This is a genomic window from Ruegeria sp. BC6, assembly GCF_056539185.1.
In genome coordinates this window covers 124,844-144,549 of sequence record NZ_JBQFUM010000002.1, presented here as the reverse complement: position 1 = coordinate 144,549, position 19,706 = coordinate 124,844, and the positions used below count along the sequence as shown (strand labels likewise).

Annotated in this window: 20 protein-coding genes; 4 read left to right on the top strand and 16 right to left on the bottom strand. The window is 64.2% G+C overall.

Annotated features, from left to right (window positions below):
* Window positions 1-23: 23 nt before the first annotated feature.
* The 5 genes from phnK to phnG form a co-directional block, all read right to left on the bottom strand.
* The gene (gene phnK / locus ACR0MM_RS08155) at window positions 24-794 is read right to left on the bottom strand and encodes a phosphonate C-P lyase system protein PhnK (protein ID WP_480695521.1); all 771 of its coding nucleotides are present in this window, start codon (window positions 792-794) and stop codon (window positions 24-26) included.
* Window positions 791-1,651 (bottom strand): alpha-D-ribose 1-methylphosphonate 5-phosphate C-P-lyase PhnJ, encoded by an 861-nt coding sequence (locus ACR0MM_RS08150; protein WP_480695519.1) that lies wholly within the window; start codon window positions 1,649-1,651, stop codon window positions 791-793. The genes phnK and ACR0MM_RS08150 overlap by 4 nt, the downstream gene beginning before the upstream one ends.
* Before the next feature lie 235 nt (window positions 1,652-1,886).
* A complete protein-coding gene (locus ACR0MM_RS08145; protein ID WP_480695517.1) occupies window positions 1,887-2,978 on the bottom strand; it encodes a carbon-phosphorus lyase complex subunit in 1,092 nt (363 codons plus the stop codon).
* A gap of 3 nt (window positions 2,979-2,981) precedes the next feature.
* A complete protein-coding gene (phnH, locus tag ACR0MM_RS08140; protein WP_480695515.1) occupies window positions 2,982-3,557 on the bottom strand; it encodes a phosphonate C-P lyase system protein PhnH in 576 nt (191 codons plus the stop codon).
* Complete coding sequence (phnG, locus tag ACR0MM_RS08135; RefSeq protein WP_480695513.1) at window positions 3,554-4,015, bottom strand: phosphonate C-P lyase system protein PhnG; 462 nt, start codon at window positions 4,013-4,015, stop codon at window positions 3,554-3,556. Before phnG ends, phnH begins: the two co-directional genes overlap by 4 nt.
* A 102-nt stretch (window positions 4,016-4,117) precedes the next feature.
* On the opposite strand from phnG, the gene phnF reads away from it, so the two are divergent.
* Window positions 4,118-4,834, top strand: coding sequence for a phosphonate metabolism transcriptional regulator PhnF (phnF, locus tag ACR0MM_RS08130; RefSeq protein ID WP_170581871.1), 717 nt, complete (start codon window positions 4,118-4,120; stop codon window positions 4,832-4,834).
* A gap of 6 nt (window positions 4,835-4,840) precedes the next feature.
* Here the strand turns inward: phnF and ACR0MM_RS08125 are convergent, their stop codons facing one another.
* The 5 genes from ACR0MM_RS08125 to phnC form a co-directional block, all read right to left on the bottom strand.
* Window positions 4,841-5,458, bottom strand: coding sequence for an LbetaH domain-containing protein (locus ACR0MM_RS08125; protein ID WP_170441458.1), 618 nt, complete (start codon window positions 5,456-5,458; stop codon window positions 4,841-4,843).
* 24 nt (window positions 5,459-5,482) lie between these two features.
* A complete protein-coding gene (gene phnE / locus ACR0MM_RS08120) occupies window positions 5,483-6,850 on the bottom strand; it encodes a phosphonate ABC transporter, permease protein PhnE (protein WP_480695511.1) in 1,368 nt (455 codons plus the stop codon).
* Window positions 6,847-7,728 (bottom strand): phosphonate ABC transporter, permease protein PhnE, encoded by an 882-nt coding sequence (gene phnE, locus ACR0MM_RS08115; protein WP_480695509.1) that lies wholly within the window; start codon window positions 7,726-7,728, stop codon window positions 6,847-6,849. Before phnE (ACR0MM_RS08115) ends, phnE (ACR0MM_RS08120) begins: the two co-directional genes overlap by 4 nt.
* 66 nt (window positions 7,729-7,794) lie before the next feature.
* A complete protein-coding gene (gene phnD, locus ACR0MM_RS08110; RefSeq protein ID WP_170339782.1) occupies window positions 7,795-8,697 on the bottom strand; it encodes a phosphonate ABC transporter substrate-binding protein in 903 nt (300 codons plus the stop codon).
* Between the two features lie 68 nt (window positions 8,698-8,765).
* Entirely contained in the window at window positions 8,766-9,587 is an 822-nt protein-coding gene (gene phnC / locus ACR0MM_RS08105) for a phosphonate ABC transporter ATP-binding protein (RefSeq protein WP_480695507.1), read from the bottom strand.
* A 184-nt stretch (window positions 9,588-9,771) separates the two neighbouring features.
* Here phnC and rpe point away from each other — a divergent pair, with 184 nt between their 5' ends.
* Window positions 9,772-10,461 carry a ribulose-phosphate 3-epimerase gene (gene rpe, locus ACR0MM_RS08100; RefSeq protein ID WP_480695505.1) on the top strand — a complete coding sequence of 230 codons (690 nt, stop codon included), beginning with the start codon at window positions 9,772-9,774 and terminating at the stop codon, window positions 10,459-10,461.
* A gap of 153 nt (window positions 10,462-10,614) precedes the next feature.
* On the opposite strand, the gene ACR0MM_RS08095 is transcribed toward rpe, so the two are convergent.
* The 6 genes from ACR0MM_RS08095 to ACR0MM_RS08070 form a co-directional block, all read right to left on the bottom strand.
* Entirely contained in the window at window positions 10,615-12,105 is a 1,491-nt protein-coding gene (locus ACR0MM_RS08095) for a class I adenylate-forming enzyme family protein (RefSeq protein WP_480695503.1), read from the bottom strand.
* A 39-nt stretch (window positions 12,106-12,144) separates the two neighbouring features.
* Window positions 12,145-12,564, bottom strand: a complete 420-nt coding sequence (locus ACR0MM_RS08090; protein WP_170441450.1) for a PaaI family thioesterase — start codon at window positions 12,562-12,564, stop codon at window positions 12,145-12,147.
* Window positions 12,545-13,672: an acyl-CoA dehydrogenase family protein gene (locus ACR0MM_RS08085; protein ID WP_170524782.1), complete on the bottom strand. Its 1,128-nt coding sequence runs from the start codon at window positions 13,670-13,672 to the stop codon at window positions 12,545-12,547. The genes ACR0MM_RS08090 and ACR0MM_RS08085 overlap by 20 nt, the downstream gene beginning before the upstream one ends.
* A 1-nt stretch (window position 13,673) precedes the next feature.
* On the bottom strand, window positions 13,674-14,864 hold the full coding sequence (locus ACR0MM_RS08080; protein WP_480695501.1) for an acyl-CoA dehydrogenase family protein: 1,191 nt from the start codon (window positions 14,862-14,864) through the stop codon (window positions 13,674-13,676).
* Window positions 14,865-14,966: 102 nt separating this feature from the next.
* Entirely contained in the window at window positions 14,967-16,142 is a 1,176-nt protein-coding gene (locus ACR0MM_RS08075) for an acetyl-CoA C-acyltransferase (RefSeq protein WP_480695499.1), read from the bottom strand.
* A complete protein-coding gene (locus ACR0MM_RS08070) occupies window positions 16,142-18,238 on the bottom strand; it encodes a 3-hydroxyacyl-CoA dehydrogenase NAD-binding domain-containing protein (RefSeq protein ID WP_480695497.1) in 2,097 nt (698 codons plus the stop codon). The genes ACR0MM_RS08075 and ACR0MM_RS08070 overlap by 1 nt, the downstream gene beginning before the upstream one ends.
* Before the next feature lie 251 nt (window positions 18,239-18,489).
* On the opposite strand from ACR0MM_RS08070, the gene ACR0MM_RS08065 reads away from it, so the two are divergent.
* Both ACR0MM_RS08065 and ACR0MM_RS08060 read left to right on the top strand, forming a co-directional pair.
* Window positions 18,490-19,308 carry a cyclase family protein gene (locus ACR0MM_RS08065; protein ID WP_480695495.1) on the top strand — a complete coding sequence of 273 codons (819 nt, stop codon included), beginning with the start codon at window positions 18,490-18,492 and terminating at the stop codon, window positions 19,306-19,308.
* Between the two features lie 2 nt (window positions 19,309-19,310).
* Window positions 19,311-19,706: a carboxymuconolactone decarboxylase family protein gene (locus ACR0MM_RS08060; RefSeq protein ID WP_480695493.1), complete on the top strand. Its 396-nt coding sequence runs from the start codon at window positions 19,311-19,313 to the stop codon at window positions 19,704-19,706.

The window sequence follows — 19,706 nt, the reverse complement described above, 5'->3', positions numbered from 1 at the left end:
GGATTTCATCTTTTCTGTAGCATTCAAACCTGCAGGACGCTGGACACAAGCAGTTGCGTATAGGCATGCTGCGGGTCGTCCAGCACCTGATCGGTCAGCCCCGCCTCGACCACATCGCCATCCTTCATCACCATCAACCGGTCCGCCAGCAGCCGCACCACGGCCAGATCATGGGTGACGATGATGGCGCTCAGACCCATCTCGCGCACCAGACCGCGCAGCAGATCCAGCAGCCGCGCCTGTACCGAGACGTCCAGCCCGCCGGTCGGTTCATCCATGAAGACCAGCCGCGGACCGGTCACCAGGTTGCGCGCGATCTGCAACCGTTGCTGCATGCCGCCCGAAAACGCGCTGGGGCGGTCGTCCACGCGGCTTTCCGCTATCTCGACCCGGCCCAGCCAATCCAGGGCCTGCCCGCGGATCTGGCCATAGTGCCGGCTCCCCACGGCCATCAGCCGCTCGCCTATATTGCCGCCGGCGCTGACCGACATGCGCAGCCCTTCGCGGGCATGTTGATGCACAAAGGCCCAGTCGGTGCGCCCCAGCATCCGGCGGGCAGGTTCCGACATCGTGACCGTGTCCACCGGCCCGTCGGCGCGGGTATCAAAGATCACCTGCCCGGCATCCGGCTTAAGATGCCCAGCCAGACAGTTCAGCAGGGTCGACTTGCCCGACCCGCTTTCGCCGACGATCCCCATCACCTCGCCGGGGTAGAGGTCGAAACTGACATCCCGGCAGCCGATCCGCGCGCCATAGCGCTTCTCGATGCCTTTGACCTGCAAGAGCGGGGTCATGCCGCATCCTCCTGCGCCAAACTGCCTTGGTGTCCGGCCTCGCGGCGGGACCGACAGTAATCGGTGTCCGAACACACGAACATCCGGTTGCCTGCATCGTCCGTGATCACCTCGTCCAGGTAACTGTCTTCGGCCCCGCACAGATCGCAGGCATGATCGGCCTTGCTGGCCTCGAACGGGTAGTCCTCGAAATCGAGGCTGACGACCCGCGTGTGCGGCGGCAGTGCATAGATCCGCTGCTCGCGCCCCGCCCCGAACAGCTGGATCGCGTCCATTTCCAGTTTCGGATTGTCGAATTTCGGGATCGGAGACGGGTCCATCACATAGCGGTCGGCCACCCGGACCGGATAGGCATAAGCCGTGGAAATCGCGCCGTGCTGGCTGATGTCTTCGTAGAGTTTCACATGCATCAACCCGTATTCCTGCAGGCTGTGCATTTTGCGTGTCTCTGTCTCGCGCGGTTCCAGAAACCGCAGCGGTTCGGGGATCGGAACCTGATAGACTAGGATCTGATCGGCGCGCAGCCGGGCCTCGGGGATGCGGTGGCGGGTCTGAATGATGGTGGCCTTCTCGGTCTCTTCGGTCGTGGCCACGCCCGCCGTCTTTTCAAAGAACTTTCGGATCGACACGGCATTGGTCGTGTCATCGGCGCCCTGATCGATCACCTTGAACACATCATCCGGGGTCAGCGTTGCGGCCGAGACCTGAACCCCGCCCGTGCCCCAGCCATAGGGCATGGGCATCTCGCGGCTGGCAAACGGCACCTGATAGCCGGGCACCGCTAAACCCTTGAGAATGGCCCGACGGATCATCCGCTTGGTTTGTTCGTCCAAATATGCGAAGTTATACTCATTCATTTGATGTATCACTTTCGTTTTTTGGTGTTGTTGTGGACGGTTATCTGGTTACCTCGACCTTCGCGGTCGTCATGCTCTACTTTCTCTGGCGCAGGATACATTCCCGGCGACGGCGCCGGGCCATGCGACGCGACCAACATGGCGAATGGGCCGCGATCGGCGCGGACGCGCCACGCCGGGCTGCGGCTGGCAGGGCATCTCGGCCGGCGGACAGGATGCAGGAAGGGCACTGAAGTCATTCGGCGGCCTCGCGCGGTTCCAAGCGTCCTTCGGCCTCGCGGCGCAATTTGCGCACCAGTTCCAGTTCGGACTGGAAATCGACGTAATGCGGCAGCTTTATATGCTCCAGAAAGCCGGTCGCCTGAATGTTGTCGGCATGGCTGAGGACGAATTCCTGATCCTGCGCCGGAGCTCCCAGATCGTCTTCGCCCAATTCCTCCCAGCGCAAGGCGCGGTCCACCAGCGCCATCGCGATGGCTTTGCGCTCGGACTGACCGAAGACCAGCCCATAGCCGCGTGTGAACTGCGGAGGCTCGGTTTTTGATCCCTTGAACTGGTTCACCGTTTCGCATTCAGTCAGGGCGATCTCTCCGATCTCGATCGCGAAACCCAGTTCGGGGATTTCCATCTCGACCGCGACGGTGCCGATGCGCAGCTCACCCACGAAAGCGTGGTTGCGGGCATAGCCGCGCTGGGTCGAATAGGCCATGCCCAGCACGAACCCCTCGTCCCCGCGCGTCAGCGCTTGCAGGCGCAGGGGGCGGTCGGCCGGAAACTCCATCGGTTCGCGCGTCAGGTCGCCCGGCGGCTCATCGCTGGCGGGTTCATCCTGAATCAGGCCTTCGTCCTTGAGGAATTCGGTGATGTGTGGGGTCGGCTCATGGCGGGGCGCGGCGGTGGGGGCCGCGGGCACCGCGCCATCGGCGGCCAGCTTGAAATCCAGCAGACGGTGCGTGTAGTCGAAGGTCGGGCCCAGAACCTGCCCGCCCGGTGCATCCTTGAACGTGGCCGAGATCCGGCGGTCGCAGGCCATGCCGCCTGTATCGACCGGGGTCGAGTAACCGAAACGCGGCAAGGTGGTACGGTAGGCGCGGATCAGGAAGATCGCCTCGATCAGATCACCGCGTGCCTGCTTGATCGCAAGTGCGGCCAGATCGGGATCGTACAGAGAGCCCTCGGCCATCACGCGGTTCACCGCAAGGCTGAGCTGTTCGCGGATCTGCGCCAAGGAGAATTCAGCCACGCCGGGATCGCCCCGGCGTTCCTCGGCCAGCCAGGCATGGGCGTTTTCAATCGCCTTTTCGCCCCCTTTGACGGCTACGTACATGGCCTAACCCTCGGGCTGGAGGCGGGTGCTGCGCGGCAGGGCCGCGACCGTATCCCCGCAGGTGAAGAAGAAATCGCACCCCAACGGATACAGGTCCGAATTGGCCTGCAGAGCCGCAACATCGGGCACGGAAAGGCGTGCAGTGTCGCGAATGCCCGGCCCTCGCAGGACGGCACCGGAAAGGTCCAACGCGTCGCACTCCACGATCAGGGTGGCGGATCGGTCCGGGTATTCCGGCGTTCCGATCCGATATTGGTCCAGCGGCACAAGATCCTGCCAGCAGCCGACGGCGAAATCCGCCCGCGCGGCGGGCACGAGGGGCGCACCGGTGTGGAAAGTCAGCCACTGGCGAATGGCCGAACTATCGGCCCCGCCCGCCAAACAAACGCCCGTGTCCGGGTCGCACAGCGTCAGCAGCAGCGTTCCCGCGGCGACCGACAGGCCCTCGGGCGGGGTCGCGCCGACCAGCTGCCGAAACTCGCCCGGCCGCGCCATCACGGTCATGGCCGCACGAAAGGCGTGCGCCGCCTGAACCGGAGCATCGGTGAAACCGCCTGAAAAACGGGTCTGTGGGGTCATTGATCCTCTCCGCGAACCATCGTGAAAAACTCGACCTTGGTGGCCGCGGCCTTGGCGGCACGGGCCGATCTGGCCGCCTGAACCTGACGGGTCAGCGGCTCGAGGATTTTCGCCCGCACCGCGTCGGCGTGCCCGGTCTGCATCAGCGCGTCGATCAGAGCGGCGGTTTCGGCATGGGTCTTGTCGCGCCCCTGCACATATCCATGCCCCTCGGTCCCGTCGGCCAACACCAGAGCGCAGCGCGTGACCGTCATCTCACCTAGGTTGAAGGGCGCGCCCGTTCCGCCTGCCCGCCCCCGCACCATGACGCCGCCGATCTCGGGCGCACGCAACCACTGGAATTCGGGACGTGCGCCATAGTCGGCCCACAAGGCCGCCAGCGCCTCGGCCGGCGCACGTGCCAGAAGGCCCAGCCAGGCCCGTCGATCACGTGTCGCGATTTTTGTCTGTTCCGCCATCAAAGCCTCTTGGCCAAGTTGTCTACAACTACTATACAACTAGACAAATCATATCTGGGCAGCCGGTGACTCGCAACGAATATGCTGTGAAGTTTTGATGACATGAGCCAAACACCGATCTGGAAGACCATCGCGCTGGCGCTGACCGCCGACATTGCCGAGGGGCGCTTTGCCACCGGCGACCGCCTGCCGACCGAGGCGCAGCTGGCCGCGACCCACGGCGTGAACCGCCACACGGTGCGCAGGGCCCTAGCCGAACTGGCCCGGCAGGGGCTGGTGCATCCGCGCCGCGGGGCCGGCGTGTTCGTTTCGGCAGCAGCGACCGACTACCCGATCGGCAAACGGGTCCGGTACCACCAGAACATCTCGGCCAGCGGCAAGATCCCGGGCAAGCGTGTGCTGTCGCTGATCACCCGTGCCGCCGACAAGACCGAGGCCGAGGCGCTGGCCCTGGCCCCCGGCGACCCGGTGCATGTCTATGACGGGTTGTCGCTGGCCGATGGCCAACCGATCGCGGTGTTCCAAAGCGTCTTTCCCGCCGCGCGCCTGCCCGACCTGCCCGAAGCGCTGGCCCAGAACGGCTCGGTCACGCGGGCGCTGCGGCACTGTGGCGTGGCGGATTATACCCGCATCTCGACGCGCCTGACCGCCCGCGCGGCTGATGCGATTCAGGCCCGGCACCTGCACCTGATCGAGGGCGCGCCGGTTCTGCATTCGGTCGGCATCAATGCCGATCCGCAGGGGCATCCGGTTGAATACGGCAAGACCGTCTTTGCGGGCGAGCGGGTCACTCTGACGCTGGATGACGATCACGGGTGATGCCGGTCAATCCTCGTATTTCTCCAAAAACGCCTCGGCGGGCAACGCGCGGAAATCCGGCAGCGCCGCGCGCAGTCGGGCATTGTCCCAATCCCACCAGGCCAGAGCCATCATACGCTCGGCCACGTGTTCGGGGAACCGGCGTCGGATGGGGTGGGCAGTGACGCCGCCGACGATGGTATAAGGTGGCACGTCCTTGGTCACGATCGCCCCGGAGGCGACGATTGCCCCGTGCCCGATCGTCACCTCGGGCTTGATGATGGCCGCGTGGCCGATCCAGGTGTCATGCCCGATTTGCGCCAACCGCCCGGCGCGCCGGGCGAACCAGTCCGCGTCGTCCTCGGCATCGTCCCAATAGTCGGCCGAGCGGTAGTGGAAGTGATGCAGCGACGCTTTCTCGATCGGATGGTCGGTGGCGCCGATCCGGGTGAAACTGGCGATATTGGCGAATTTCCCGATCCGTGCATTGGCGATGTCGCAGGTGCGGTCGCAATAGGTATAATCCCCAAACACCGAATTCGTCACCCGCGTTCCGGCACCGATTTCGACAAAGGCGCCAAAGCTGCTGCCGGTTATCTGGCAATCCGGGTGGATGAAAGGCTGGTCCGGTCGCAAGCGCGCCATGGTCTGCAAGTCCTCGTATACGGTTCAAGGCAACATCAGGGGCTTGGCCTGCGGATCGCGCTGTTTGCGCGACTTGGGCGGCCCGCCCTGGATCAGCCGCCTGCGCAGCCAGCCCGAAAACCAGTCCATCAGCATGACCATCAGGATGATCAGCACGATGTAATAGGCGACTTCCTCCCAGTCTTTCTGGGTGATGATCGCCTGTGTCAGCAACAGACCGATCCCGCCCCCGGTTATCGCCCCGATCACGGTTGCGCTGCGGGTGTTGGATTCCAGGAAGTACAGGAGCTGACTGAGCAGAACCGGCGTGATCTGCGGGATCACACCGAAACGATATTTCTGCGGCGCATTGGCCCCGGTGGACTGCACGCCCTCGATCTGCTTCTGATCAACATTTTCCAGCGCCTCGGAGAAGATCTTGCCGAAGGTGCCGGTATCAGTGACCAGGATGGCCAGCGCCCCTGTTAGCGGCCCTGGCCCGAAGGCGCGTGCCAGAACCACCGTCCAGATCAACGCATCAACACCGCGCACGAAGTCAAAGATACGACGAGTGGCAAATCGGACCGTTCTAAACGGATTGAAATTTCGTGTCGCCAGAAATGCGAGGGGCAAAGCGATCATCCCTGCCCCCAATGTACCCAGAAAAGCCATCAGAAGCGTTTCAAAGATCGCCCACGCAACATCCTGATGGCGCCACATCTTGTTGGTCCAGAAATCGTCAAAGATTTCTGCGGCCTCGCCCGAAGCGGCACGCCCCATCAACTGGCTGAAAGACTGACCGTGATAGGGGCTGTCCAAAGTGAACCAGAACAGTTCCCAACCGTTGAAATACCGGAACACCTCGGCCCGGTTGCGTGTCACGGTCAGCCGACCCGCCGGCGTGGTGATCGCCAGGCGATTCTTTGACATGTTGATCCAGTCCGGCACCTCGGCAGTCGGTAAGTCGGCCTGCACTCCGGCAGACCGGCTGGGCGTTGCGCGCACGGTTCCATAACCCGGGATGTCATATTCCACGGTTTCAGGTCCAAAACGAACGATGTGGCTATCTTGCAGGTCAATCACGGTGGTTTCGCCCAAAGCGACCCATTCCGGCGCAGTGCCATCCGGGTAAGCGCCCTTGCGCTCTCCCTCGATCGCAACGGACACTTCTCCGTTTCGATTGTCCCGCGTCACATGTGTCTTGTAGCTGTAGCTGTCGGATACAAGCGTCTTGCCGTTTTCCCAGTTGGCCCGCTCGGCCAAGCCGGGCACGTCAAAGGCAAAGAAAACATAGATCAGGTATAGAATGACCAGCCCCGGCAACCCGAAACTCAGCGCCCGTTTGCGCCGAAAGATGTGGTCGGTTCTGGCTTTCAAGTCGTTGATCGGCAGATCAGTGGCAAAGGTGCTCATGCTGCGGCTCCTTTGGCGGAACCGTGTGTCAGACGGTCACGCAAAACGCCGGACAGCTGATCCACGGCCACGATGGTGACGAACAGAAGCAGAAAGATGGCCGCCGCCTCGTCGTAACGCCCCTGCCCCCAGGACATGGCGTTGCGCAACTCGTACCCCAAGCCGCCTGCCCCCACGAAACCAAGAATGGCCGAGGCGCGGATGTTGATCTCGAACCGCAGAAGAGCGTAGCTGACATAGTTTGGCCCGACCTGCGGGATCACGCCCAAATACATCCGCTGCGACCAGTTGGCGCCAACCGACTGCAGCCCCTCCACCGGTTTCAGAGAGGCGTTTTCATTCACTTCGGAAAACAACTTGCCCAGAGCACCGGCAGTGTGAATGGCGATGGCAATCATTGCAGGTACAGGCCCGCCGCCAAGAACAAAGATCAGAACCAGAGCGATGACAATTTCCGGAACGGCCCGGAAAATATCAGATATACGCCGAAAAACGGGGATCAACGACGGCCACAGCGCCATGCCGCGGGTAGACATCAGCGCCAGAAAGGTGCCGCCCAGAGTGCCCACCAGCGTGGCCGCGGCGGCGATATTCAGTGTTTCGATCAGCGCGGGGAAGAACTCGACCAAATTCGCGGGCAATTCCCCGATCTTCTCCCAGGCCTCAGTCAGAACCTCGGCAGGGTAATCGAAAATGCGGATCCACCCATCGGCAAAACTACCGGCGTTTCGCATGTCGGCGGTTCGGAAACCGGCCACCATAAGTGCCACGAACAGGATCAGAAGTATCCCACCGTAAACCCGTTTGCGACGGGTCATGCTGGTGTAATCCTCCCGGATCCGGTCGAGGCCGGCGGATCCCGCGGTCAGGTCGGTCATGAAAGGCTCCGATGGGGACAGTGGGGTCCGGTTTGCGGCCGGACCCCGAACAGAAGTTGCACAGGCTTAGTTCGACTTCAGCTTGCGGGCTTCAATGATGATTTCGTAGGCCTCGTGGGTGATCGGCTCGAACGCTTTGGCTTCACCTGCGGCCACGCCATAGAAGCACTCACGGTCTTTGTCGGCCAGCCCGGCCATCAGGGCCGTCATCTTCTCTTTGACATCCGCCGGCAATGCCTTGCGCAGAACCACTGGACCCTCGGGGATCGGCTTCGATTTCCAGATTTCGACCATGTCGTTCATGTCAACCAGTCCGGCATCCACGGCGCGGCGCAGCGCACCCGAATTGTAGCCGTCTTCCCAGTTGCCCAGACCGTCGGCCCAAGTCACGCCACCATCCACGTCACCGTTGTTCACGGCGACGATCGTCTGCTCGTGACCACCGGTGAACTTCACCTCACCGAAGTAGTCACCCGACTCCATCGTCGCACCCGTTGCCTGAGGGATTTCGATCGAGGGGATCAGGTAGCCCGAGGTCGAGTTCGGATCACCAAAGCCAAACACCTTGCCTTTCATGTCATCAAGCGAGGTGATGCCGCTATCCTTGCGGGCGAACCCGACCGAGTAGTAGCCATACCCACCATCCACGTTCACCTTGACCAGAACCGGTTCGACCGCCTCGGGGTCGCTCAGATAGGTCTTGGCATAGGCGGAGGCGCCCAGCCAGGCCATGTCGATCGTGCCGCCCAGCAGGCCCTGGATCACGCCGTTGTAATCGGCCGGGGCGAACAGCTTGGTTTCGACACCCAGCGCGTCCTCGGTGTACTCACGCAGACATTCGTTGTTGTTCAGCCGGTCCTGCGCGTTTTCTCCGCCCAGGATACCGATACGGAATTCGCTGATCTCCTCGGCCATGGCGGGCGCGCTCAGGGCGGTGGTCGCGACCAGGGCGGCAACTAGTTTCTTCATCTGTCTCTCTCCAGGTTGATTGGCCCACCCCATTCATCGGGCCGGGCGATAAATGAGGTGGTTTGGGCTCAGATCGTGGCCTCGGCTTCCATCAGAGCCTTCCGGGTGGCATCCAGTGTTTCGATCTCGGTCGAGGTCGCGGCCTCGGAGAAGCTGGCATCAGCGCCGTAGATCTCGCGGGCGACGCCGGTGGTCAGCTGCTCGGGCAGGCCGTCGAACACGATGCGCCCGTCGCGCATGCCGACCACGCGGTCGCAATAGCGGCGCGCGGTGTCCAACGTGTGCAGATTGGCGATCACGGTACGGCCGTCCTCTTCGTGGATGCGGCGCAGGGCCTGCATCACGACCTGCGCATTCATCGGATCCAGCGAGGCGATGGGTTCATCGGCCAGGATGATCTTGGGATCCTGCATCAGGGCGCGCGCGATAGCGACACGCTGCTGCTGTCCGCCGGAAAGCGCCTCGGCCCGTTTAGGGGCATGTTCGGCGATGCCAAGTCGGTCAAGAATGTCGATGGCGCGATGGATGTCTTCCATCGGGAACAGATTGAACATGGTCGCCAGCGTCGAGTACCGGTTCAGCGTTCCGTGCAACACATTCGAGACCACATCCATGCGGGGCACAAGGTTGAATTGCTGGAAGATCATCGCGCAGTCGGCCTGCCACGCACGTTTTTCGCGGCCTTTCAACGTGGTCACGTCGCGCCCGTGAAACAGGATCTGCCCGGCGCTGGCATCGGTCAGGCGGTTGATCATACGCAGCAGGGTGGACTTGCCCGCGCCCGACCGCCCGATGATCCCGATCATGCATGGCTTGTCGACGTCCAGCGTTGCGGTGTCGACGGCAGTATTGTCGCCGAAGCGCTTGGTCAGTTTGTCAATGCGCAGCACGTGCCACCCCCAGTTCATGATGGAGGTCGTCTACAGCTGGTACTAAACGGTGATGTGTCGATCCGGTGAAGCTTTTGTAACGGGCTGAAAGCCGATGGCCTATGCAAGGGCTGGGCATTGCCGCTCGTCCCGTCTATACGCGGGCTCAACACCTGAACCATCAGATCTGTCACATGAGGCCGCAATGAGCTTTGACCGCAAGATCAAGATCGCACCGTCGATCCTGTCCGCCGATTTCGCCAATTTCGGACAGGAGATCCAAGCCATCGAGGCCCAGGGCGCCGACTGGGTCCATGTTGACGTGATGGACGGGCATTTCGTGCCAAACCTCACCTTCGGCCCACCGGCGGTCAAAGCGTTCCGCCCGCATGTCAAGACGGTGATGGACGTGCACCTGATGATCACGCCAGTCGATCCCTACATCCAGGCCTATGCCGATGCCGGCGCGGACTATCTGACGGCCCATATCGAGGCCGGTCCCCACACGCACCGCACGTTGCAGGCCATCCGTGCGGCGGGCATGAAGGCCGGCGTGGCGCTGAACCCGGGCACTCCGGCCGACGCGGTCGAGCACCTGCTGGATCTGGCCGATCTGGTCTGCGTGATGACGGTGAACCCCGGCTTTGGCGGGCAGAAATTCATCGACATGACCGCGAAGGTGCGCCGCCTGCGAGAGATGATCGGCGACCGCCCGGTGCATATCGAAATCGACGGCGGAGTCGATCCCTCGACCGCCCCGCTGGTCGCAGCGGCTGGTGCCGACGTTCTTGTTGCCGGTTCCGCGGTCTTCAAGGGCGGGTCGGTTTCGAACCCGGACGTCTATGGCCAGAACATCCGTGCCATTCGCGCCGCCGCCGAAGGCCACGCGGCCTGACGGCGGCTCCCGCCCTTCGTCGACGTTTTTGGCAAAACGCCTCCTCCTTTTGGGCCCGGCATCGCGCATGGCGCGATGCCGGGCCCAAGGCCGCAAGCGGGATCGGCGCAGCCGAAGTCGCGCGGGCGCGGGAGCGTTTTGCCGACCCTGCCCCTAGGCCAGTTGATCCGCGAAATGCCTCAGCAGCTTGTGTTTTAGGATCTTGCCCGTGGGCGCGGCTGGCAGTGACGTGGCCAGCACGATCCGGCTGGGCCGCTTGTAGCCCGCAAGACGCTCGGCCACGAACTTCGCCAACTCTGCCTCGGACACAGCGCCGATTTCAGGCACCTGAACAAAGGCCAGCACCTGTTCGTCGCCGCCCAACCGATGCCCGATCACCGCAGACTGGATCACCTGCGGATGGTCGTTCAGCGCGGTCTCGACTTCGGGCGGATAGACGTTGAAGCCGCCGTGAATGATCAGTTCCTTGGCGCGGCCGACGACGTGCAGATTGCCCTGCGCGTCGAGGCGGCCGAGGTCACCCGTGCGCAACCATCCCCGGACCAGAACCCGGCCCGTTTCCTCGCCGTTGCGATAGTACCCCTTCATCACATGCGGGCCGCGCGTCAGGATCTCGCCCACGCCATCTCCGCCGCCGGGTATGCTTTCGTCAATGTGCAGTTCGACCCCCGGCAAGGGCGGGCCGACCGAGATATCCGGATCCCCGATCCGGTTGTGCGAGGCGCAGATCCCCGCCGTGCTTTCGGTCATGCCATAGCCATTCTGCAGTGCGACGCCATAGAACGCCTCGGCCTTGCGTTTCCACGCCGGATCCAGCGGGGCAGCCCCGGACGAGGTGTAGCGCAGGGCGTCCGACGGCAGCCGCTCCAACCCCTGTTCCTTAGCATATTGCATCAGCAGCGCATGCATCTGCGGCACACCCGAAAACACCGTGACACCCGAGTTCAACGCGGCAAAGGCGCGGTCCGCCGCGAACCGGGCATCCAGCTGGACGAAGGCCCCGGCCAGCGCCGACCCGGTGACGATCGAGGCCAGCCCGAAGATGTGCGAAATCGGTAGCACGCCATAGACCACGTCATCCTGCGTCAGCCCCCGGAAATTCGCCGAGGTCAGCCCGCCGAACCGCAGGTTTTCGTGGGTCAGCATCACACCCTTGGGCGTTCCGGTCGTGCCGGTGGTGAACAACATCGCCGCGACATCCGTCAGATCGGGGTCGGGCGCGCTCGGGTTCGGCGCGGCCAGGTGCATCTGCCCGAAGCCCCCGGAAACAGGCTGGGCCCCGGCCATTCGCGCATGGTCGCACGCCTCCGGCGACTCCTCGGACGTGAACAGGATCACCGCCGGGGTGACGTGATCCACGATGCGCGCCAACTCGGCCGCGGTCTGACGGGCGTTCACCGGTACCACGCAGGCCCCGATCCGGGAACAGGCAAACAGCGCGGCCACTGCCGCACAGCAATTCTCGAGCACCAGCATGACCCGATCGCAGGGGCGCACCCCCGAGGCCAGCAGGATGCCTGACAGATCGGAAATCGCGCGGTCGAGGTCAGCAAAGCTCCAATTGGCGCCGAACCCGTCGGCGAAGGCGCGGGCCTGCGGGCGGGTCCGGATCTGGGCATCCGGATAGTCGTGCCATTTGTTCATGTCCCTTCGCCCTCCCCTGCGCCGGAACCGGTTTTTCGCTCAGCGTTTCGTGGTGCGCTTGAACACCCCCGCCGCCGTCGCGATCAGGGTTCCGTCGTCGCTGTGCAACTCTCCGGTCACATAGGCCAGCGTGCGCCCGCCCCCCGTTGCGCGCCCCGTGGCCGTCACGCGCCCCTGACGCACCGCCGCCACATAGCTTGTGTTCAGTGACAGGGTCAGAACCAGCGGATGTTCGTCCCGGTCGAACCAGGCCGAGGCGGTGTTGCCGCAAGCCACGTCCAGCAGCATGGCGATGATGCCGCCATGCAGGATGCCCTGGCTGTTCAGGTGATCCGCCCGGATGGTCAAATGACACCGGGCACGGCCGTCGGGGTCGGACAGATCCACCTCGAACCCGATCGCGTTCTGACAGCCCGACCGCCGGACCTTTGGGTCGTCTTCAGGCCGCGCCGAGTGCAATGAACCGCTCCAAATGATAATCCGCGTCGCCGAACCTGTGATCCGACATGACGATCCGCTTGGCAATATGCGCCAGCTCATATTCCTGCGTCATGGCGATGCCGCCATGCATCTGGATCGTTTCCTCGGCCACCAACCGGCCCACCCGCGACACCAGGTTGCGGGCCGCGGCGATCTGCCGGTCGCGATCGGGCGCTTCAAGGTGACCGGCCGCGTTGATCACCGCCGAGCGCGCCTGCTCCAGCTCGATCAGCATATCCGCGAACCGGTGCTGCAGCGCCTGAAAGGTCCCGATCGGACGGCCGAACTGCTTGCGCGTCATCAGGTATTGCCGGGTCAGTTCCACCGCGCTTTCCATCGCGCCCAGCACCTCGGCGACCAGCGCGACATTGGCTGCGGCCACAACGTTCATCAGCGGCTCGAACCCCTGCCCCGCGGCACCCAGACGCGCGGTTTCCGGCAGGCGCACTTCGTCCAGAGTGACCTCGGCCGCGCGGCCGCCGGCCAACATCGGATACCCGCGCAAGCCCAGACCCGGCGTATCAGCAGGCACCAAGAACAGGGATATGCCGTCCAGATCGAACGGCCCGCCCGTTTCGCGCGCGGATACGATCAGCTGCCCGGCGGCCTCGGCATTCACGACCACGGCCTTGCGTCCGTTCAGGATCAAGTCCGTGCCGTCGGTCCGCACGGTGGTCTCGACCCGGCTCAGGTCATACCGGCTGGCAGGCTCACCATGCGCCAGCGCGAGATGCAGCTTGCCCGAGACCACCTGATCCAGCAGCGCCCGCTGATCGGGGCTGCCCACCTGCGCGATCAGCCGACCGCCCAGAATGCAGCTGTCCAGAACCGGCTCGACCACCCCGGCCCGGCCCAGTTCCTCGAACACGGTGGCGATGTCAAAGCCCGCCCCGCCGAACCCGCCATCCGCTTCGTCGAACAGCGCGCCCAGAACGCCCAGATCGGCCAGTTCGCGCCAGATGTCGGCGCTGAACCCCGCCGCGCTGTCCAGAATGTCGTTGCGCACCGGAGTCGTATATCGGTCGGCCAGATAGCGCCGCAGCGTGTCCTGCAGCATCTGCCGTTCTTCGGTCAGGTTGAAATCCATCTCAGCCCCCCATCTTGACCTTGGCGATGATCCCGCGCTGAATCTCGTTCGACCCGCCGAAGATCGACAGTTTCCGGTTGTTGAAGTACTGGGCTGCGACCGGCGCGGCATAGTCCGGCCCGATCGGGTCGTTGTCGCCCGCCACCGCCTCGGAGGCGAAAGGCATCGCATAAGGCCCCACCGCGCGGCGAGCCAGGTCGTTGATCTCCTGCCGGATGATCGTACCCTTGACCTTCAGCATCGAGCTTTCGACCCCCGGTGCCTGTCCGGCCGCAGCCTTGCTGATGATGCGCATGTTGGTGGTGGCCATGGCCATCAGGTCGATCTCGACCCGCGCCAGCCGGGCAGCGAAATGCGGGTTCTCGATCAGGGGGCGACCATTCGCGGTTTCGATCCGGGCAATCCGTTTGACCATGTCCAGCCCCGCCTGGCTGAAGCCGACACCGGCGATGTTGGTGCGTTCATGCGTCAGCAGATACTTGGCATAGGTCCAGCCCTTGTTCTCCTCGCCCACCAGGTTTTCGACCGGGACACGCACATCGTCAAAGAACACCTCGTTGACCTCGGGCGTTCCGTCCAGCAGGACGATGGGGCGCACCTCGACCCCCGGCGTGTTCATGTCGATCAGCAGGAACGAGATCCCCTCCTGCGCCTTGGCCTCGGGGTCGGTGCGCACCAGGCAGAAGATCCAGTTGGCGTATTGCGCCAACGTGGTCCAGGTCTTCTGGCCATTGACGAAATAGTGGTCGCCGTCGCGCACCGCGCGGGTCTTCAGCGAGGCCAGGTCCGACCCGGCACCCGGCTCGGAATAGCCCTGGCACCACCAGTGTTCACCATTCAGGATGCGCGGCAGGAAATACTCCTGCTGCGCCTTCGAGCCGAATTTTTGCAGCACCGGGCCCAGCATCGACAGGCCAAACGGCACGATACGCGGCGCATAGGCGGCGGCGCATTCCTCTTCGAATATATGGCGCTGAACCGCGTTCCACTCGGCGCCGCCAAACTCCTTCGGCCAGTTGAAATTCAACCAGCCGCGCTCGTTCAGCGTGGCGTGCCACCACTGGTACCCTTCCTTGCCGAAGTTCCGGCCAGCCCGGATCTTGTCCGAGATCTCCTTGGGCAGTTTCTCGGCCAGAAAACCGCGAACCTCGTCGCGAAAGGCCTTCTCCTCGTCCGTATAACTCAAGTCCACAGCCGCCCTCCTCCTCGACGCGATCGGAACCTTGCCTGCTCGGCCCCGCGGGCCGGGCTGCGCCGGGCCGGCCCTCGATGGGCTAGCCCGGTGCCCCATTCTTCAATAGATTTCGAACAGACCGGCCGCGCCCATGCCGCCACCGATGCACATGGTCACGATACCCAGCTTTGCCCCGCGCCGCCGCCCTTCGCGCAGCAGATGGCCGACCATCCGCGCGCCGGTCATGCCGAACGGATGCCCGATGGCAATCGAGCCGCCGTTCACGTTGCATTTCTCGTCATCGATTCCCAGACGGTTGCGGCAGTACAGCGCTTGCGAGGCAAAGGCTTCGTTCAGCTCCCACAGGTCGATGTCCTCGACGCTCAGACCATGCCGTTCCAGCAGGCGCGGCACCGCAAAGACCGGGCCGATGCCCATCTCGTCGGGCTCGCACCCCGCCACGCAGAACCCCTTGAACGCGCCCATGGGCTCCAGACCCCGACGCTCGGCCTCGGCGCTGTCCATTACGATCACCGCGGCTGCGCCGTCCGACAGCTGGCTGGCATTGCCGGCAGTGATGTAGTTTCCGGGGCCGCGCACCGGCTCGAGTGTGGCCAGCCCTTCCAGGGTCGTGTTCGGTCGGTTGCATTCATCCCGGTCCACGGTGACCTGCCGGTGCGAGACCTCGCCCGTCTCTTTGTCCTTGACCGCCATGGTGGTCTGCATCGGCACGATCTCGTCGTCGAACTTGCCCGCCGCCTGCGCCGCCGCGATGCGCTGCTGCGACCGCAGGCCGTAGGCGTCCTGTTCTTCGCGGCTGATGCCATAGCGCTCGGCCACGATGTCGGCAGTCTCGATCATCGTCATGTAGATCGCCGGCTTGTGCTCCTGAATCCACGCCTCGGGCACCGGCCGGGTTTTCGGCTGAACCAGCGAGATGCTCTCGACCCCGCCGGCCACGATGGGGCCCGCGCCGCCCTCGGTGATGGCCTGCGCCGCAAGCGCCACGGTCTGCAGCCCCGACGAGCAGAACCGGTTCACGGTCATGCCCGAAACGCTGACCGGCAGCCCGGCCCGGATGGCGATCTGGCGGGCGATGTTGCTGCCGGTCTCGCCTTCGGGGAAACCGCAACCGATGATGCAATCCTCGATCTCGGCCCCATCCAGCCCCGACCGCGCGACCGCGGCCTGAACCGCGTGGCCTCCCATCGTGGCGCCGTGGGTCATGTTGAACGAGCCCCGGAACGACTTGGCCAGCCCGGTGCGCGCGGCGGATACGATTACGGCTTGTTTCATCACTCGGCGTCCTTGTTCAGATCATCAAAGCTGCGGCCCTCGGCCACCAGTTTTTCCAGCAGCGGCGCGGGTTGCCAGAAATAGTCATCCTCGGCCGACCAGGCGCGGATGTCGTCCAGAATACCCGGCAGGCCCTGCAGATCGGCCCATTTCAGCGGCCCGCCGCGATAACGCGGGAACCCATAGCCATAGAGCAGCACCACATCCACATCCAGTGGGCGGCGGGCGATGCCCTCGCCCACCACCTTGGCGGCCTCGTTGACCATCGAGACCATATATCGCCGCACGATCTCGTCATCCGTGAACGTGCGCGGGGTGATACCCTGCGCCGCGCGGTCGGCCGCGATCAGGTCCAGAACCTCGGGGTTCGGCGTGCCGCCGCGCTTGCCTTTTTCATAGACATAGAAGCCCTTGCCGGTCTTCTGCCCGAAATGCCCGGCCTCGCACAGTTTGTCGGCATAGCTGCTGTCGCGGGCGCGCGGGTCCAGCCCCTCGGTGCGTTTGCGTTTGCGCACCGCCCAGCCGATATCCAGCCCGGCCAGATCGGACACCGCGAACGGCCCCATGGCAAAGCCGAAATCGGTCAGCGCCTTGTCGATCTGGAACGGGCTTGCCCCGTCCAGAACCATGTGATCGGCACAGGTGCGATAGGTGCTGAGGATCCGGTTGCCGATGAACCCGTCGCACACCCCTGCGCGCACCGAGACCTTCTTCAGCCGATGCCCCAGCGCAAAGCCAGTGGCGACCACCTCGGGCGCGGTCTTGTCGGCCACCACGATCTCGAGCAGCTTCATCACATGGGCGGGCGAGAAGAAATGCAGCCCGATCACGTCCTCCGGCCGCGTGGTGGCGGCGGCGATCTCGTTGACGTCCAAATACGAGGTGTTGGTCGCCAGAACCGCCCCCGGTTTGCAGACCGCATCCAGTTGGGCAAAGACCTGTTTCTTGACGTCTATATCCTCGAACACGGCCTCGATCACCAGATCGACGGCGCTCAGCGCGTCATAACCGGTGGCAAGCTGCAATTGGTCCGACAGAATCGAGTCGTACTGCTGCTGGCTGATCTTGCCGCGCTTCAGGGCGCCTGCCAGGTTTCCGGCGATCCGGTCCTTGGCCGCATGGGCGGCCTCCTGCGTCATCTCCAGCAAGGTCACGGGCAGACCGGCCAACAAGGCGGCGGTGGCGATCCCCGCGCCCATCGTGCCGCCGCCGATGACCCCGATCTGATGCACCGGACGCGGCTCGACACCCTTCAGTTCGGGCAGCTTGCCCACGGCGCGTTCGGCGAAGAAGGCGTGAATCAGACCCTTGCGCTGATCCGATTCCATCAACTGCATGAACAGTTCCCGCTCGCGCGCCATGCCCTCAGCAAAGCTGGGCGCCTCGCAGGCGGCTTGCACGGCACGCACGGCAACGGCGGGGGACAGTTGGCCGCGGCCCTTCTTCAGAACGGCCTCGTAGACCGCATCGAAATCGACGGGGTCCGGCGCGGGCATCTCTCCGACCGCGCGGCGGGGCGTACCCGAGTCAAGCAGCTCCTGCGCATAGGCCAGCCCGATCTCGCGCGGGTCGCCATCCTGCACCTTGTCGATCACGCCCAGCTTCAGCGCCTCGTCGGCGCGGACATGGCGACCGGTTGTGATCATGTCCAGCGCGGCCTCGACCCCGGCCACGCGCGGCAGACGCTGGGTGCCCCCGGCACCCGGCAGGATGCCCAGATTGACCTCGGGCAGGCCGACCTTGGCCGAGGGAACCGCGATGCGGTAGTGGCTGGACAGCGCAACTTCGAGCCCACCGCCCAGCGCCGTGCCATGCAACGCCGATACCACCAGCAGGGGCGAGGCCTCGATCCGGTCGCACAGGCCGGGCAGCCAGGGCTCTTGCGGGGGTTTGCCGAACTCGCGGATGTCGGCCCCCGCGAAATAGGTCCGGCCCTTGCCGTAAATCAGCACCGCTTTTGCGCCCTCGGCCTCGGCCCGTTCGATCCCGGCCAGCAGGCCCCGGCGCACATCCACGCCCAGCGCATTGACCGGCGGGTTGTTCGCCGCCAGCACCGCGATATCGCCAATCCGTTCGTATTCCACCGCCTCGGACATCAGACTTGGTCTCCTCTTGCCAACCCCAGCTTGTTCCGCATGGCGGAACAATATTCCGCAATAGATTGAACCCGTCCGCGCGCGGGTTCAACCCCTTATACCCGACTGCGCCGCCGGGCCGCATATGTTGCCGGCGAGCAGGCCCCAAACAACTTGTGAACCGGATCGCGGAAAACCGTGCTAGGCTTTGCCCACCCGGCCAATGAATTCGGCCGGGAGCGAAAACAGATTGCAGAACAGGGAGTTTTGAAATGTGTGACGTTTGCGTAATGAACGCGGTGAAAGACCGGATGCTGTCGCGTCGATCCTTTTTCAAGGCTGGCGCGGCGATGGCGGCCGGCACGACGCTTGGAACGGTGGCAGCCCCACCGGCGCTGGCCGCAGGCCATGGAGAGGTGCTGGACATGACCCATGTCTACGACGCCGATTTCCCCACCTATTTCGGCCAGCCGGGGATCGAGGCGACCCAGGCCTTCAATTTCAAGGAGCATGGCTTCAACCTGTTCAACCTTGCCGTCAACGAACACACCGGCACGCATGTCGATGCCCCGCTGCATTTCTCGGCGGATGGGCAGTCGGTGGACGAAATCCCGGTGTCGAATCTCGTCTGTCCTCTGTGCGTGGTGGACATTGCCGCCCGCGCGGCCGAGGACCCGGATGCGCAGGTGACCCCCGACGATCTGAAGGCGTGGATCGCAGCAAATGGCGACATCCCCGATGGCGCCTGTGTCGCTATGCATTCGGGATGGGCCGGGAAAACCGCGACTCCCGAGTTCCGCAACGCCGACGGCGACGGCAAGATGCATTTCCCCGGCTTCCACGTCGAAGCGGCGCAGATGCTGATCGAAGGAACCGGCGCGGTTGCTCTGGCCGTCGACACGCTGTCGCTGGACCACGGGCCATCGGCCGATTTCGTGACGCACTACGCGTGGCTGCCCACCAACCGTTACGGCATCGAGAACCTGGCCAATCTCGACAAGGTGCCCGCCAGCGGAGCGACACTGGTGGTCGGCGCGCCGGCCCATCGTGGCGGGTCGGGCGGCCCGGCGCGCATCTTTGCGATGGTCTGAGCATGGCAACGGTTCGCCTGTTGACGGACGAAGAGGTCAGCGCCGAGGCGCTGGCCGTCTTCGATGACATCCGCGCCACCCGCAACACCGATTACATCAACAATTTCTGGCGCGCTCTGGCCCACGACCCGGCACTGCTGAAAACGACGTGGGAGCGGCTCAAGACCGTCATGGCCCCCGGCGCGCTGGACCCGCTTGTGAAAGAGATGCTTTATGTGGCGGTCTCGGTCGCCAACAATTGCGAATACTGCGTGCACTCCCATTCGGCCGCGGCCCGCGCCAAGGGCATGACCGACCAGATGCAGGCCGAACTGCTGGCGGTGATCGCGATGGCCAGCCAGACCAACGCCCTGGCCACCGCCTTGCAGGTGCCGGTAGACGACCAGTTCAAGGCCTGA